The following is a 16,305-nucleotide window of genomic DNA, read 5'->3' as shown; positions in this document are numbered from 1 at the left end:
CAATCGGAATCTGGTGCTCTCCGCTCGCGCGGCGTAGCGCCAAACTCGGCAGTCTCCGACAAAGCCGGGGCGGTTCACGGCGACCTGGGCACGCTCCTGTTCTTTGGCCGGAGTTACGTGCACCGCAAGCAGCTGGCCGAGGGTATCAACAGCCATGTGCACCTTGCTGCCGCGCTTACGTTTATAGCCGTCATAGCCCGCGCGTGCGCCGTCTCGCAAGTTGATTGCAGGGTGCGCCCATCCAAGATAACCGCACTGGGCTCTTCCTGCCGACCCTGTGCGACACGCACTATTGAACGCAGGTCACTGACCATCGCTTCAAAGCATCCGGCCTGCAGCCATCGCTGGGTCTGCTGGTACACGAGTTCCCACGGAGGGAAATTGGTCGGCAGCATGCGCCACGCCGCCCCGGCCCGCGCGAGCCAGCGTAGCGCATTGAACATTTCCCGCAACTCGTATTTCCGCTGCGGAGCTTTGCTGTCCATCAGTGTCAGATAGGGCACCACGAAACTCCACTCTTCGTCGGATACATCAGTCGGATAGGCTCCCCGCGTTATCATCGTCTCTTGTAGTTAAATTTGTTATCCTAATTATAACAACTATAAAAGTTCCTAACACGCTCTAGAAAAGCCTTGAAGGCCGCTCCCACTTGTCCACAGCCACGTGGATAAGAGTGTAGGCAACGCGCACAGCCAAGCGCTATGTTCCTGATTTAGAACAGAAATTATATTGTGATGCGACGAGCAGCACGGTCAACTTCGGAGGGACGCCATGAGTCTTCCCGTTCTCCAAGCGGGACATCGCGCTCATCGAAAGGCGGCGCTCGCATGACAGCCCAGCGCCACCGATGCCCGCGCGTGCGCTGAGACCGCTTGCTTTGCCCGAATCACGTTCGCCAGCCGCTCGACGATGAGGTGCATCGCCGAACCGGCCGTGAATATGTCTGAGACGCCTAGCTTCCGCAGATGCAAAGCGTCGTCGTCGGGCACGATGCCGCCGACGACGAGGGGCGCCCGCACGTCGCGCTCGGCAAGTTCGCGTAGCAATCGCGGCACCAGCGTGCGGTGCGCACCGGCCAGCGACGAGACACCGATCACATCGGGCGACTGCTCGGCGGCGAGTTGTGCCGCTTGCATTGGCGATGCGAACAAGCCCGTCGTCGTCACATCGAAGCCTGCATCTTCCAGCGCGGACGCCACGACATTCGCGCCGCGATCGTGTCCGTCGAGTCCCAGTTTCGCGACCAGCATGCGCGGCTTTCGGCCGAGCGTTTCGCGGAGTTGCGCGACGCGAGTGCATGCCGTCTGCCATGCGTCGTCGTCGCGGCGACATTCTCCATACACGCGTGTCGTATTCGGCGATGCCGGATCATGACGCGGCCACACGGCTTCGAGCGCGCGCGTGCATTCACCGACGGTCGCGCGGGCGCGCATGCAGTCGATCGTCAGCGCGAGCAGGTTGCTGGCATTGTCGCGCGCGGCGCACGTCAATGCGGCCAGCGCCGCGCGCACGCGAGATTCGTCGCGGCGACGCAGCACGTCGGCGATTCTGCACGCCTGCTGCACGCGCACGCGCTCGCCATCGATCGCGAGACAGGCGGGCGCATCGTCGTCGGCATCGTCGGCAATGAACGCGTTCGCGCCGACGATCATCAACATTCCCGAATCGATGCGCGCCTGCGTCGCCGCCGCACGCTCCTGAATCTGCCGTTGAACCCAGCCCGTGCGAATAGCTTCGAGCGCACCACCGCGCGCGTCGATCTCGTCGACGATCCCGCGCGCTCGCTCTGCCACGCTCGCCGTCAGCGATTCCATCATGTACGAACCCGCCCACGGATCGACGACATCGCACAGCCCCATCTCGTGCTGAAGAATCAGTTGCGTGTCGCATGCGAGCTGCGCGGCGGATGCCGATGGCAATGCAAGCGCTTCGTCATGTGCATTCGCGTGCAGCGATTGAGTGCCGCCGAACACTGCCGCCATCGCTTCGACGGTCGTGCGAACAATATTGTTCTGCGTGCGCGTCGCGCCGAGCGACCAGCCCGACGTCTGGCAATGCATCCGCAGCGCGCGACTCTTCGCCGACGTCGCGCCCTCTTCTTCGGCCATGCTCGACCAGATGAGCCGCGCCGCGCGCAGCTTCGCGATCTCCGTAAAGAAGTCCGTGCCGACGCCGAAGAAAAAGCTCAGTTGTTCGCAGACGGCATCGGCGCTCAGCCCACGCGCGCGCATCGCGCGAAGATACGCGCGTGCATTCGCGAACGTCAGCGCAAGCTCCAGCGATGCATCCGCGCCCGCTTCCTGAAAGTGATAGCCCGACACGGATAACGCCTTGAAACGCGGCATATGCTCGTTCACGAAGCGCGCGACATCCGCGACGATGCGCATCGATGGTTCCGGCGCGAACACGTAAGTGTTGCGGACCATGAATTCCTTGAGGATGTCGTTCTGAACGGTGCCGGAGAGCGATTCCATCTCGATGCCGCGCTCGTCCGCCGCGACGATGTACGCCGCGAGGACCGGCAGGACGGCGCCGTTCATCGTCATCGACACGGAGACGCGATCCAGCGCGATGCCTTCGAAGAGGCGCGCCATATCGTCGACGGTATCGATCGCGACGCCCGCAAGACCGACATCGGCGCGTGCTTCTTCGTCGGTGGAATCGTAGCCGAGTTGCGTCGGCAGATCGAAGGCGACGGACAATCCCTGCGCGCCGCGCTCGAGCGCACGGCGAAACGCGAGATTCGAATCGGCGGCGTCCGCGTAGCCCGCGTACTGGCGGATGGTCCACGGCCTGGTGGTGTACATCGACGCATACGGTCCGCGCACGAACGGCGCGGCGCCGGGCATCGAATCGAGATGCGCGAGACCTTCGAGATCCTCCGATGTATAAAGCGGCTTGCGCGGCACGCGGTTCATGCGCGTCTCCGTGTCTTGTGCGTCAACACATCGGCAATTTTCAGGGCGTCGCTCGTGCGCTCGATCTCGCACCAGTGCGCGATGCGCGCATCATCGACGAACGCGCGGCGAAACGTCAGTCGCAGCGCGTCCCCGACGTTGATGTTGCCGTGATAGTGCAGTTCGCGCGATACCAGCGCGGGTGTCTCCGCAAGACGCCAGATCTGCCATTCCGCCCGATCCACGAATGCCTGAAAGCTCGCGAAGTACAGGAAATCCGCGCCGTTGAAGTCGTTGTACGGACACGGCAGAAATTCGACGGACGCATGGTTCGCATCGTGCAGGGCAATTCCGTCGATGCTCGCCGCGCTCTCGCGCAGGCGCAGCGTGCGCGCGGCTTCCTGCATGCCGGCGATGATCGGACTCATCGGCGCGATCTCACCTTTGAGGTTCGCAAAACTCGCCCGCGCCACCGAGCGATTGTTGCGCGCTTCGGTGCGCTGCACGAAGGTGGACATCATCGACAGCGTTGCCTGTGTGGCGTCCGCGCCATTCACGCGATGTTCGCTGAGATGCCGCACCGGCCCGATGCGCGACAGTTCGGTGCGTATGCGCAGCGTGTCGTTCTCGCGCACATCGTGAATGCCGTGAGCGCGCAGGCGGATCGACGTGAACGCGGCATACGCGCGGCTGCCTTCGTCGGAGATGAAGTCGCTCGCCGTTTCGCGCGCGAGCGCATCCCAATGCCGGTCGCCGCACTCCTTCAGCAGCCAGTTCTCAGAGAGTCCCGCGAAGTTGAGCTGCGGCATGCCGGCGCGATACAGATCATCGTGATTAGGCATGACGCACCTTCACGCGCACGCGATCGACACGCGCTCCGGCGCGTTCGACCGCTCGGCGCAGACGGCATCGACGATATATTGCGCATCGCGCGCCACGCCCGAGAAGCGGCCCGAGCCCCACGTGTGCAGCCACGGCAAGCCGACGAAGTACAGCCCCTTCACCGCCGTCACGCCGCGCATGTGCGCCGGATATCCGCGCCCGTTGAACACCGGCGCATCGAGCCACGCGAAGTCCGGCGTGAAGCCGATGCACCAGACGATCGACGTGATGCCGCTCGCCTGCAGATCGAGTTCCGCGCGCTCTTCGTGCGGCTGCCAGACGGGTATATAAGGCGCGGCAGGCGGCGCATCGATGCCGTGCTTCGCGATGAATCCATCGATGCTCGCGTTGATGCGGTTGTAGGTATCGTCGGCGTCGTCGAGATTCGCTTGCAGGTTGGTCGCGAAACGCAGCTTGCCGTCGCGGAAATCTTCGAGCCGGCCGAACAATTCCATGCCTTCGAGCGCGAAGCGGCGCAGATCGATATCGCGTCCGCCATCGCGGCCCGTGACGTAGTGATTGGTGTTGTCGCGCACGCCTTCACGCAGCGGATGATCGGTCACGGGCATGTCGTAATAGCGCATGTCCGCGAGCCAGTCGACGACATCGCGCCCGCGATAAAAACGCGCGCAACGCGGCGCCTCGCCGACGGCGAGATGAACCTTGCGTCCCGACAGATGCAGATCTTCCGCGATCTGCGCGCCCGACTGACCGCACCCGACGACGAGCACCGCGCCGGGCGGCAACGCATCGGCGTTCCGATATTCCGCCGACTGCACCTGCACGATATCCGCAGGCAAGCGTTCGGCCATGCGCGGCACGATCGGCGTGTGATAGCCGCCCGATGCGACCACGATCTGATCCGCCGTGAACTCGCCGCGCGTGCTCGTCACGGCGAAGCGTCCTTGCGCGTCGCGCGTCACGCGCGTGACCGCCGCGCCTTCGAGCACCGGCGCATTGACCTTGGCGATGAACGCATCGAGATACTCGATAATCTCGTCTTTCCTCATGAAGCCATGCGGGTCCGGGCCCTGATACGGATGGCCCGGCAATGCGCATTGCCAGTTGGGCGTGACGAGGCAGAACGTGTCCCAGCGCTGCGTGCGCCACGTGTGCGTGACGCTGTGCTTCTCCAGCACGAGATGATCGATGTTCGCCTGCTTCAGGAAGTAGCTGACCGAAAGCCCGGCCTGTCCGCCGCCGATGACGATAACGCTGTAATGCGCTGGCGCGTTCTGCGCTGAATCGATGTTCGACATATCCAATCCTCTTCGACAATTCATCCAATGAGTCAATCGAGCGCGAGCACGGTCACGCGCGCATCGTGTGCTTCGCTGAATCGCCCCGCGTCCTCTTCGATGCGCGCGAGCTGATCGAGCGCGGCCGAGCATGCGAAACCGTATTTCTCACGCACGCGCTCGGAGCCGATGTTCAGCGCCTTGCGCGAACGCGCGACAAAATCGACGACGGTATAGCTTTCGCCGGCCGCGAAATACTCGCCGACCACGGTCGAAGGCGAATAGCAGTTCGCTTCGACGCCGTCGGGCCAACGAATCAGAAAGTGCATGACGGGCATGGTGTAGCCTCGGTTGCTGGGTTCATCGGGCGCATATGAATGGCTGCTCGTGCAGATTCCATAGCAGCGCGGCATCGCCGTCGCGCTTCAACACGACCTCACTCGATGCATTGACTTCGCCGATTACCGCGCTCGCGAGATCGCGCGAGGCAAAGCGCGCGAGCACTTCATCGACATGTTCGGGACGCACGGACAACACGAAGCCGAAGCTCGGAAACGCCGTGAGCCAGCGCTCGAAATCGACGCCTTCGGGACATGGCAACGCATCGAGATCGATGCGCGCGCCCGCCTTCGAGCATTCGAGCAGCATCAGCGCGGTGCCGAGCGCGCCCGCCATGCTGATGTCCTTCGCGGCATCGCACAGGCCGTCTTCGGCCATCGCGGGCAACAGTTCGAAGTCGCCGCGCGCACGGCCTTCGGGCGCGCCGACCGATGCATTCCAGAACGGATACGGATCCTCGAAGCGGCCACGCAGGTCGACTGCCATCACGAGCGCATCGCCGGGGCGCGCGTCGAAGCTCGTCAGAAGCTTCTTCGCCCGTCCGACGATCGCCACCGCGAGTTGCGCGCCGTCGCTGCGCACGTTGCTGTGTCCGCCGACGATCGGCACGCCATACACCGCCGATGCCGCCGCCATGCCCGCGAGCACATCGGCTGCGGCTTGCGCATCGCCGCTCCACAAGGCATCGACGACGGCGAGCGGACGGCCGCCCATCGCGTAGATGTCGCTCACGTTCACCATCACGCCGCTGTAGCCGGCGAACCAGGGCATCGCGCGCACGAAGTCGCTCACCATGCCTTCGATCGCGAAGAGCAGATAACTGTCGCCATCGGGAATCGCGGCGCAGTCGTCGCCTATTGGCACGTTCGGCGCGGCTTGGGCACCTTGGGGCAGCCGGGACAGCACGCCCGAGATATCGCTCTTGTGACGAAAGCCGCGACTTTCACGCAAGCGCTCGACGAGGCCCGCGAGCGCGCTCACGACGGCCTCCGCGCCAACGCGACGAAACCGCTTTGCGGCGTGACGCACGGCGGGTACGCATCGAGTTGCGCGCGCATCAGATGATGCGGGCGGCCGAACAGCGTTTCTTCCCGTTGCGTATCCCAGCGCAGCCGTCGGAAAAGCGGCACGTTCTGCGCCTGCACATGTGCGAGAAAAGTTTCGCATCCGAGCGCGTGTGCGCTCGACACCGCGAGCCGGATCAGCGTCGAGCCGATCTTGCCGTGCGAACGAAAAGCCGCATGCACCGCGAGCCGCGAGCCGAGCCACACGCCCGGCTGGGTTTCGTGGATGCGTACCGTGCCGACGACCTGCTCCGGCATGCCCGCGACGCAGCTCAGCGCAACGAGCAGTTGCGCGCGCTCGTCGATCTCATCGCGATCGTCGCCGACGAACACGCCCTGCTCGATGCAGAACACCGCGCGGCGCAGCTTGTACGATTCATCCGCTTCCCACGGCAGCGTCGCCCACTTGACGCGATATTCGACCGGCGTATAGGCGAGATCCAATGCATCGCCCTCGGTGGCTTCGACGAACATGTCACACCTCGTACGAAGAAAGCGACGAGCACGCGCCGCACTTGCCGCAGCCCGCCTTGATGTCGGCGGAGCGCAGGTTGGCTCCGGCAAGCATCGCGCCGATGGGCGCCAGCACCGAGCGCATGAATTCGGGCGTGGGCGCGGGATGATCTTCGAGCGGCGTGCCGCTGATCGGCACGAATGGCACGACGAACGGATACACGCCGAGCGCGATGAGTTCGCGCGCCGTATCGACGATGGCCTGCGCGCTGTCGCCCAGGCCCGCGAGGATGTACGTGCTCACCTGTCCGCGCCCGAACACGGCGACCGCCGCCTCGAAGGCTTCCATATAACGCGCGACCGGCACCGTCGCCTTGCCCGGCATGATGCGTTCGCGCACGGATGGCGTCACCGCTTCGAGATGCATGCCGAGCGTATCGATGCCGCTTGCCTTCATGCGCTCGAACCAGCTGTCGTCGTCGGGCGGCTCGCATTGCGCCTGAATCGGCAGATCGACGGCCGCCTTGATCGCAAACGCGCTTTCGCAGAGGATCTGCGCGCCGCGATCGGACGTCGGCGGCGTACCGGTCGTGAGCACCATATGCTTGACGCCATCGAGCAGCACGGCGGCGCGCGCCACTTCGGCGAGCTGCTCCGGCGTCTTGCGCGCAATCGTGCGGCCGGCCGCAAGCGACTGGCCGATCGCGCAGAACTTGCACGACTTGCGGCGGCTTTCGTAGCGGATGCACGTTTGCAGCACGGTCGTCGCGAGCACGTCGGCGCTGTGCAACGTGGCGATGTGCGAGTACGGCACGCCGTCGAGCGTCTGCATCGCATAGAAGCGCGGCGCCTTCGGAAAGCTGATGCTCGCAATCGGGATCGCGTTGCGCGTCAGCGCGCTCTTGCCGTTTGCATCGGGCTCACCGGCGGTGAACGGCGACTCCCACGCGGTGCTGGTATGCACGGGCACCATGATGGTCACGCCATCGACCGTCACCGCCTTGTGATCCGACGGTCCCGCGCCGCCGCGCCGGCTCGACACGCCCGCGCGCGGATCGACGAGCCGCAGGCCCGTCGACTGAAGCTCAGTCATCAATTGCCGTGTCGATGCCGGCAGGTTCTCTCGGGCGCTCATCGTGTTCGGTGTCCTTGAAGGAAGTGACGGGCGATGCCGGGCGATCGTTGATCGCGAGGCTGAGCAACTCGGGCCGTGCGTAATGACCGACCGAGTCCATCATGCGTTTGCGCTTCGTGATGAGCGCCATGTCGAGATCGGCGATGACCATGCCTTCGCCTTCGCGCAACGGCTCGGCGAGATGCTGACCTTCGGGCGAGACGATCGCCGTATTGCAGCCGCCGCGCAGCGCGCGTTGCAGATTCGGATCGGGCGTGACCGCTTCGATCTGCGCATCGGTCAGCCAGCCTGTCGCGTTGACGACGAAGCAGCCCGATTCGAGCGCATGATGACGGATCGTCACTTCGATCTGCTCCGCGAAGATCGGACCGACGAGCGAGCCGGGAAACTGGCTGCAGTGGATCTCTTCGTGCTGCGTCATGAGCGCATAGCGCGCGAGCGGGTTGTAGTGCTCCCAGCACGCGAGCGCACCCACGCGCCCCACGCCCGTTTCGACGACCTTGAGACCCGCTGCGTCGCCTTGTCCCCAGATCATGCGTTCATGAAACGTCGGCGTGATCTTGCGGCGCTTGAGCAGCAGCTTGCCGTCGGTATCGAAGATGAGCTGCGTGTTGTAAAGGCTGCCGTGATCGCGCTCGTTCACGCCGAGCACGACGACCATGTTCGCGAGGCGCGCGTGTTCGGCCACTGCCTGCGTGACCGGACCCGGCACCACGACCGCTTCCTCGTAGAGCTTCATGTGATCCGCGCCTGATGCCACCGGCGCGCGCACGAACGAGAAATACGGGTAATACGGCACGAACGTCTCGGGGAACACGATGAGTTGCACACCCTGCGCCGCAGCTTCGTCGATAGCCGTGCAGACGCGGTCGAGCGTGCCGTTCGGGCGCTCGAAATCCGGCGTGATCTGCACGGCCGCGGCGCGCACGATGCGCTTTTTCGAAAGGGCATCGGCCATGATCGTCACACGGTCCAGGTATGGATGACGAGCGCGTTCTCCTTGCGATGAAGCAGCTGGAGATCAAGCACGTCGAGCGGGTTGATCGGACGAATGCCTTCGATCAGCGAGGCCTCGCCGTGTCCGTACAGCGCCTGCAATGCGAAGCGGCACGCGTACACCTTGCCGCCTTCGGCCATGAACTTTTGCAGTTGCTTGTTGAAGTTGAGATGGCCGGGGAAGGCTTCGTCGCCGAGCGTGGGAAAGCCGCGTTGCAGACCGAGCGTGACGCCCGGGCCGTAAAGCAGAACCGATGTATCGAAGCCCTTGCGTTGCAGGCGCGTGGCCTGCAGCAGATTCACGAATCCGATCGAGCCTTCGAATGCAACCGTATGAAACGTGACGAGCGCCTTTTCGCCGGGTTCGGCCTTCACATCTTCGAAGACTTTCTCTTCGTAATCGACCAGAAAGTCGCCGTTCTTGTGAAGCGGTTGATTGACTGCGGGCATGGCATTCTCCGATGTGTGGGTTCGCTAACGAGCCATCGCTCTCGATCGTGATCGATCGCATTCCTCGCGACGGCGAACGCTAAAACGCAACGGATATGCCAATGATTGGCCCGCGAAATGCAATCACTTTGCAATCAAGCAAAGCAATCTTGCATGCGCGAACCGAAATATTTTTGCGGAAGCCTTGGTTCACGGGCCTTCGCACCGCGCCGCCTCGCTCATGCCCACACAGCGCGCGCACGATTTCAGCGCAGAAAAGGGTGAGCGTGGTGCGCGGCATACCGAAGCCGTGCATCGATGCGATCAATGCGATCAAGTGCGATCAGGGGATGCGATCTCTTTTCGATCGACTGTTTTGTCATGCTAAGCTCATTCGAACCCCTGCCGGAGACATCGCGGTCATGAATCAGCTTGCGCATCACTGGGTCAGGAAGCTCGAAGACAGCAGAAAGCCCGCCTATCTGACGATTCCCGATCTGATCGAGGAGGATCTCGCGAGCGGCCGGCTTCGTCCGAGAGACCGGCTGCCCGGGCTGCGCGACCTCGCCGATCTGCTCGGGCTGAACTACACGACCGTCGCGCGCGCGTATGCGGAAGCGCGCAAACGCGGCCTGCTCGATTCACGCGCGGGCAGCGGCACGTTCGTGCGCGGCAGAACGCAAACGTTGCCGCTCGCGGGTGGCAGCAGTGTCGAGATGTCGATGAACATGCCCCCCGAACCGCCCGCGCTCGCGGCGCGGCTGCGTGCATCGGCGGCGAGTCTGATGGAGCGCGCCGATCCGTTTCAGTTGCTGCGCTATCAGGATTTCGGCGGCACGGCGGCCGATCGTGTCGCGGGACGCGAGTGGCTCAAGGCGCGCATTCCCGATGTCGATGTCGATACCGTGCTCGTCTGTCCCGGCATTCATGGCGGGCTGGTCGGGCTGGTTTCGCAGCTTGCGCGGCCCGGCGAAATGATCTGTCTGGATTCGCTCGCTTATCCGGGGATCAAGGCGATCGCATCACAACTGGGCGTGCGTCTGCAAGCTGTGCCGCGCGACGACGAAGGGCCGCTGCCACATGCGTTCGAAGCATTGTGTCGAACGGAAAAGCCCGGCGGCTTCTATTGCAATCCGACCTTGCAGAATCCGAGCACGTTGACGTTGACACGGCAGCGGCGCGAAGCGCTGGCGGATGTGGCCCTGCGTTACAACGTGCCGATCATCGAGGACGAGTCTTATGGGATGTTGCCTTCCGATGCACCCGCCACGCTTGCCGAACTTGCGCCCGAACTGACGTATCACGTGACGGGCTTATCAAAGACGCTCGGCGCGGGGTTGCGTGTCGCGTATCTGAAGGCGCCGACTTCGCGGCAGACTCAGCGCATCGCGGGAGCGTTGCGGGCGACGTCGGTCATGCCGAGTCCGTTCACCGTGCTGCTCGCAACGCAATGGATAAACGATGGCACCGCCACCGACGTGCTCGATTCCATTCGGGATGAAGCGGCGGCCAGACAGGCCATCGCGTCGGCGGAGCTTCGAGGTCTCGCCTTCGACGCAGATCCGCAAGGGTTTCACCTCTGGCTGCCCGTGCCTTCGATGTCCGACTGGAGCGCGCCGGAACTTGCCTTGCAGTTGCGCAATCAAGGCGTCGGCGCGGTGGCCGGCGCCGCGTTCTCTACCGATGGCAATCCGCCGAATGCGCTGCGCCTGTGTCTCGGCGGGCCGCAGGATCGCGAAGATTGCCGCGAAGCGCTAAGACGTGTGGCGGACATGATGGCCGGTCCGCATCATCTGCATATGCCGATGCTTTGAAGCGTTGCCCCAGATCGTACCGGACCGCGCCGTATCGTCAAGCGCCGGTCGCGTAACGCCGGCATATCGAGTAACGAGCAGACTCCCGGAAGAGTGGATCGACTGTCCGAGTAGGCCGAGGAGCGGCAGAGATGCCGCGGACACCGACCGTCCGACGCCTCCTAAAACTCCCTGTTGACGGCATGGAAGACCAATTGACAGTTGACGGTCGATGCGGCGAATTCACCGATCCCAGAATCGCTTATCCACGAGCACGGTCGCACACACCCGCCAACGCGCCATCATGCTGACGCAGAACACGCTACACCCAAGCGCCGCCACAACCCAATGTGTCCGCACTGCTGACGAGGCAGGCTTCGGCCATCCGTCAAGCACCGCCGCCCCCATCATTTCCAAATCTATTCCAGATTGACGTTAATTCAAAGCCAGTTCACACCCCCCAGCCACGCTACGCCGCCGATATGAGATCAGAACCATTTAATCGTCCTTAACGCATGCTGGAAGCAATCGACGCCGACGAGGCACAACTGGCCGCGACACGTCCGCTTTCCCCGCCAGCCCCTCGCATCGCTGCAGCAAAGGCCGAGGCTCGATTGGACGCTTGATGCGAGGGCGCCCACCTGGCTGTTATCCGCAATGAGGAACGTGTAGCCTATTGCGATTCGCTGGACGACGCTTGCGTGAGCAACAACTACGCGGGCATCGCTCGGCTGATCGCCGAATCGATCCTGCGTTCATTCGACTTCTTCTTCGACGCGCTCGATTAAACTGTCGATCACGGACCTTTCTCGGCCCTCGGTAAATAATCAGGATACCGATATTAAGGCACCCACTCGCGTTATCGCTAATATCCCATGTCGATGGCGTGACGACGCGCCCGAGCGGCCCGATGTTAAACTAACAGCGATAGTCTGACCTCGTATCGCGACGAAGACAGCGCTACCATATCGAACGAACGGCCACCTGTGCCCGTCGTGCCAGTCGCATCAAGCACTTTTCCGGTCCGATGTTTCGTTCGCACTTCACAAGGAGAAGAGTTTAGATGGACGAACAGGACGTTCGTGCCGCGATTGTCACAGGTACATGCGCACGCTGCGGTGGCAAGGTGCTGCGGCCGAATTCGTCATGTCCTCGTTGCGGTGCGCCTGCGCGGTTTGTGTTTGGCGACAGTGTACCCGCCGCGAGGAACATCGGAGCGGCAGCGCTCGGCGCAGCGAACGGGCGTGTCGATGTTCCGCCTAACCACCCGATGTGGCCGCGCCAGGATGCATCGTCGTTCGCATCGAACGACGCCGTTTATCCCGACGACGAGGTCCGTCCGCCACCGTGCCGGGATCCCGGTCGTCGGCGCATGAAAAACGGGGCACTGCTGACGCTCGCGGTGGCCTTCGTGCTCATCGGCGGATCGGCGCTCCTGTACTGGACTCAGAATCATGACACGCGCGAAGAGCTGACTACATCGATCGCTGCGCGGGGCATGGTAACGTCGAACGACTTGAATCAGCCCGCGCAGGCCCCGACCGTGCCGCAGGTCCCGACGATTGCCCCCAGCTCGGAGGCGCCGCCGCCAAGTGACAAGGCATCCGCCGACAAGAATCAAAAGTTGATACCGCTTGCGCTCGCGCGAGCGCACGACAGTCTCGGAAAAAACAATCTGCAACTGGCGCGGTCCGGCATTTTTTGGGCGCTTTCGTTGCAGCCAGACAATCGCGAGGCCCTTCGGCTCAAGCAGGATTTACTGTCACGGGAGAGGGCTCGCAACGCGGCCTTGAAGGCGGCACGCAGTTGCGTTGTGCAGGAGCGTGCCATGTGTGCCTGGCAGAATGCCAACACTGCGCTGTCGATCGATTCGAGCAGCAACGAAGCGAAGGGACTCGTCGCGCGCTCGATGCAGTAGAGCATCCTGCGGCAGGAACAGTACTTCGGACTCAGGCTGTTCATCCGGACTACGCGCTCGCGGACGCTGACGGATCTTCTGGAGCGCGCGCAGAGTTCATTGCGCGAGGCGGAAGGTATCGAGGAAGGCGTCGCCGCCGCACGCGCGGAGCCGGCCGGAACGCTCAAGTTGACCGCGCCGTTGCCCATCGGCGTGAACATCATCCTCGCGCCCCATTGCCGGCGTTCTCCGACAGCATACGAAAGTGACCGTCGAGGTGCGCCTGAGCGATCGCTACGTCCACCTGATCGAGGAGGGCGTGGACGCGGCCATTCGAGTCGGCGAACCCGGCGACACGCGGTTGATCGCGCGCCGTCTCGCTCCATCGAATTTGCGCATTCCCATCGCCCGACTATCTGCGGGAGCGAGGACGTCGGCGCTTGAAAAATTGGAAACTTCGTGCCGATCGGGACCCCGCATACGAGGCGGGATCCTGCGCGCGCGCGGACGCGTTTGTATGCGCGCCAGTTCAGCGCCAAAATGCAGCTATTAGGAGATGGGTAGTTATCTTGATAGCAGCGTTCAACGGTTCGATCGACGTCGATGTTCAACTGGCTGTTCAAAGCGCGCCACGCGCAGCAAAGCTTGCATCGACGACCTAGCGAGTGCCGTCGGCCAGGAACGCACGCGCGGTTGTTGGCATCTCGACGTTCGAAACGACGGTCGCCTCCGGGACTCGCTCAAGCGGTGGCTGACACCCCGTGCTAAGGACTTGCTTCCCAATGTGTCACGACGAGGGGCATTGCGACGGCTAGGCCAGAAAAGAACGTATTGAGGCGCTAGCTCACGAGCTTTCGGAAATGAATGGAGGGCAGGTCCTGGCGGTTCCGACGGACGTGACGGACGCTGCGCAGGTACGTCGTTTGGTCGACCACGCTACGCTATAGCAAAAGTTCGGCCGGATTGATGTGATGTTGAATAACGCCGGGGTGATGCCGTTGTCGCCGATCGACCGTTACAAGATCGACGAGTGGGATCGAATGATCGACGTCAACATCAAGGGTGTCCTGTATAGCATTGCGGCCGCCTTGTCGCACATGCACAAGCAGAAGAGCAGTCACATCATTAACGTCGCGTCAGTCGCAGGCCATACTTGGTTTCGGACCGGAACCGTGTACTGCAGAACGAAGTAGGCGGTGCGAGCAATATCGGAAGGGATTCGTCAAGAAGTCAAGCCATACGACATCCGCACGACCATCATTTCACCGGGTGCAGTTGCGACTGAGCTTCTCGAGTCGACTAGCGAACCGAACGTGCTGGAGGAAATCCGGAAGGCTTCGTCGATGGCCATTCCCGCAGATTCGTTCGCAAGGATGGTCGCCTTCGCAATCAGTCAACCAGACGATGTTGATGTGGATGAGATCCTCTTTCGGCCGACACGGCAGCAAGGCTAGTCATGGCGCATGGTCCGGTCCCTTGACAAAACCGCTAGCCAAGGGCCCTGGGTCATGGACGTGTTGCTCGGGACGATGCGCCTACACCTGTCCGTGTAGTGCTCGACAAAACTGTGTTCCAAGTCCAGCTTCGGTCAGTGGGCAACCTCGGGATGCCTGTTCGTGTATCTCGCAAGTCGTCGCGCTGGCTGATCTCCCTCGGATGCGTCAGGCAACCCCTGCCTGGGGAAAACTGACTCGTCCGTCAGTTCGACGCGTCCATCTTGATGGCGGGATGTCCACCAGCCCTTGTCGCAACGGCGAGCGGCCTTTTTGAACTTGAACTGTCGCCGAGGTGCCTGAGCCGCGGCTGCCGGCGAGGCAGTACTGTCCTAAGGGTTAACCACTCTAAGCCTCATCGGGTTTCCGCGGATTTAAAAGGAGATTTGCTGACACTGAATCCGTTCGTGGTTAGCATAGCTTACGCAAAAAGAAGAATAATCAACTGTACGCAACGCGGACCACGGAGCAAACTTAGCTCTACAAGATGGCCATTAGCCGAATAAGCAGGGAGACGACTTTCTATCATTCTGTCCGCCCCACCTTCGCAATGCTGGCGCTTCGCGCGCCACTCCGCTCGACCAGCCGGCGACAACCTGAACCGGGTTCAGACCGTCAATGCGGTTGGTCCACAACTGCGAAAAAAGGAGGCTTGGTGGATTTAGCCGAAGAGCATGGGGCAGGTCCGTCGCTTCATTCGCCAGCGCCACGCTGGATCTTATTCGCTCCTATGCCTGATCTAAGGTTGGATCTGGCGGTGTTGCCGCGTTCTCGGACGGCTTCGACTCGTGCTGCCGGAAATAGCGCAACGGAACTCTCGTGCGCTGCCCGCCAATGAGCGCATCAATGCAAGTGACCAGTGTGATGGTTTTACCAGGGAACTTCGAATGAGCAATAGAGGGCGGCCTCAAAAGCGAGGTGCAACACCTATCTCGTATAAGGTGTTGCAATGCCCGACAAAACTACTTCATACCAGCACCTTCAACCTGAAGAACGCCTCGCCATCGCAAGCCTACGACTGCAGGATGTGAGCATTCGGGCCATGGCCCGAATGCTCGGGCGCTCGCCGTCCACCGTGAGCCGTGAACTGACACGGAACAGTTCTCCTGCTGGCTACGCATCAGTGCCTGCTCAAGCGCTGTGCGCCTCCCGCCGTAGCGCTGGTCGCCGCCCCGCCAAGCTTTGCCCGCAAAGCGTTTGCTGGCGAGTCGTGCTCACCCTGCTCGAGTGGAAGTGGTCGCCCCAGCAGATATCGGGCACACTTAGGCGCATGTATCCGACCGATCCGACCCAGCACGTATCGCATGAAACCATCTACACGGCTATCTACGCTCAGCCGCGCGGCGAATTGCGCCGCCAGTTGATTGCCTGCCTGCGCCACGGCCACAGCACCCGTATGTCCCGCACGCGCGGTACAGACCGACGCGGGCAGATTCCCGACATGGTCAGTATCCACGTGCGCCCGCCCGAAATCGAAGACCGCCTGCTGCCCGGTCATTGGGAAGGCGACTTTATCAAGGGCGCCGGAAATCAATCCTCTGTTGGCGTGCTCGTCGAGCGCACCAGCCGCCTGGTGCTGCTTGCCAAGATGCAGGACGCAACCGCCGCCTCTGCTCTGGCGGGCTTCTCGGCCAAACTCAATTCGATTCCCGAACCCCTGCGCCAGAGCTTTACGTACGACCAGGGCAA

At 62.6% G+C, this 16,305-nt stretch carries 14 protein-coding genes and 2 pseudogenes; 5 read left to right on the top strand and 11 right to left on the bottom strand.

Features of this window, described 5'->3' with window-relative positions; genetic code table 11:
• Window positions 1-81: 81 nt before the first annotated feature.
• The 11 genes and pseudogenes from AWB75_RS34755 to AWB75_RS34705 form a co-directional block, all read right to left on the bottom strand.
• A pseudogene (locus AWB75_RS34755) lies at window positions 82-557 on the bottom strand (IS5 family transposase); the annotation flags it as partial.
• A gap of 249 nt (window positions 558-806) precedes the next feature.
• Window positions 807-2,918 carry a methylmalonyl-CoA mutase gene (gene scpA / locus AWB75_RS34750; RefSeq protein WP_087087166.1) on the bottom strand — a complete coding sequence of 704 codons (2,112 nt, stop codon included), beginning with the start codon at window positions 2,916-2,918 and terminating at the stop codon, window positions 807-809.
• Window positions 2,915-3,739: a Pnap_2097 family protein gene (locus tag AWB75_RS34745; RefSeq protein ID WP_061128486.1), complete on the bottom strand. Its 825-nt coding sequence runs from the start codon at window positions 3,737-3,739 to the stop codon at window positions 2,915-2,917. The genes scpA and AWB75_RS34745 overlap by 4 nt, the downstream gene beginning before the upstream one ends.
• Window positions 3,740-3,748: 9 nt before the next feature.
• A complete protein-coding gene (locus AWB75_RS34740; protein WP_061128485.1) occupies window positions 3,749-5,038 on the bottom strand; it encodes an MSMEG_0569 family flavin-dependent oxidoreductase in 1,290 nt (429 codons plus the stop codon).
• A gap of 32 nt (window positions 5,039-5,070) precedes the next feature.
• Window positions 5,071-5,355, bottom strand: coding sequence for an MSMEG_0570 family nitrogen starvation response protein (locus AWB75_RS34735; protein ID WP_061128484.1), 285 nt, complete (start codon window positions 5,353-5,355; stop codon window positions 5,071-5,073).
• Between the two features lie 22 nt (window positions 5,356-5,377).
• Entirely contained in the window at window positions 5,378-6,337 is a 960-nt protein-coding gene (locus AWB75_RS34730) for a sll0787 family AIR synthase-like protein (RefSeq protein WP_061128483.1), read from the bottom strand.
• Window positions 6,334-6,894: an MSMEG_0567/Sll0786 family nitrogen starvation N-acetyltransferase gene (locus AWB75_RS34725; protein ID WP_061128482.1), complete on the bottom strand. Its 561-nt coding sequence runs from the start codon at window positions 6,892-6,894 to the stop codon at window positions 6,334-6,336. Before AWB75_RS34725 ends, AWB75_RS34730 begins: the two co-directional genes overlap by 4 nt.
• A gap of 1 nt (window position 6,895) precedes the next feature.
• Window positions 6,896-7,966: an MSMEG_0568 family radical SAM protein gene (locus AWB75_RS34720; RefSeq protein ID WP_061128481.1), complete on the bottom strand. Its 1,071-nt coding sequence runs from the start codon at window positions 7,964-7,966 to the stop codon at window positions 6,896-6,898.
• A complete protein-coding gene (locus AWB75_RS34715; RefSeq protein ID WP_033535685.1) occupies window positions 7,959-8,966 on the bottom strand; it encodes a Nit6803 family nitrilase in 1,008 nt (335 codons plus the stop codon). The genes AWB75_RS34720 and AWB75_RS34715 overlap by 8 nt, the downstream gene beginning before the upstream one ends.
• 5 nt (window positions 8,967-8,971) lie before the next feature.
• Window positions 8,972-9,454 carry an MSMEG_0572/Sll0783 family nitrogen starvation response protein gene (locus AWB75_RS34710; protein ID WP_061119141.1) on the bottom strand — a complete coding sequence of 161 codons (483 nt, stop codon included), beginning with the start codon at window positions 9,452-9,454 and terminating at the stop codon, window positions 8,972-8,974.
• A 79-nt stretch (window positions 9,455-9,533) separates the two neighbouring features.
• On the bottom strand, window positions 9,534-9,770 hold the full coding sequence (locus AWB75_RS34705) for a hypothetical protein (RefSeq protein ID WP_061128480.1): 237 nt from the start codon (window positions 9,768-9,770) through the stop codon (window positions 9,534-9,536).
• An 85-nt stretch (window positions 9,771-9,855) separates the two neighbouring features.
• Between AWB75_RS34705 and AWB75_RS34700 the strand changes: the two genes are divergently transcribed.
• The 5 genes and pseudogenes from AWB75_RS34700 to AWB75_RS34675 all read left to right on the top strand — a co-directional run.
• Window positions 9,856-11,247: an aminotransferase-like domain-containing protein gene (locus AWB75_RS34700; RefSeq protein WP_061128479.1), complete on the top strand. Its 1,392-nt coding sequence runs from the start codon at window positions 9,856-9,858 to the stop codon at window positions 11,245-11,247.
• A 1,042-nt stretch (window positions 11,248-12,289) separates the two neighbouring features.
• Window positions 12,290-13,144, top strand: a complete 855-nt coding sequence (locus AWB75_RS34690; RefSeq protein ID WP_143746643.1) for a hypothetical protein — start codon at window positions 12,290-12,292, stop codon at window positions 13,142-13,144.
• Between the two features lie 938 nt (window positions 13,145-14,082).
• Window positions 14,083-14,316, top strand: a pseudogene (locus AWB75_RS39380) (SDR family oxidoreductase); the annotation flags it as partial.
• Window positions 14,317-14,319: 3 nt separating this feature from the next.
• Window positions 14,320-14,577 (top strand): SDR family oxidoreductase, encoded by a 258-nt coding sequence (locus AWB75_RS39375; protein ID WP_061128476.1) that lies wholly within the window; start codon window positions 14,320-14,322, stop codon window positions 14,575-14,577.
• Between the two features lie 988 nt (window positions 14,578-15,565).
• On the top strand, window positions 15,566-16,305 hold a 740-nt coding region (locus AWB75_RS34675), incomplete at its 3' end, for an IS30 family transposase (protein ID WP_061127437.1).

The sequence above is a fragment of the Caballeronia catudaia genome, from assembly GCF_001544755.2.
Lineage (GTDB): Bacteria > Pseudomonadota > Gammaproteobacteria > Burkholderiales > Burkholderiaceae > Caballeronia > Caballeronia catudaia.
This window is presented reverse-complemented; position numbering and strand designations above follow the sequence as displayed.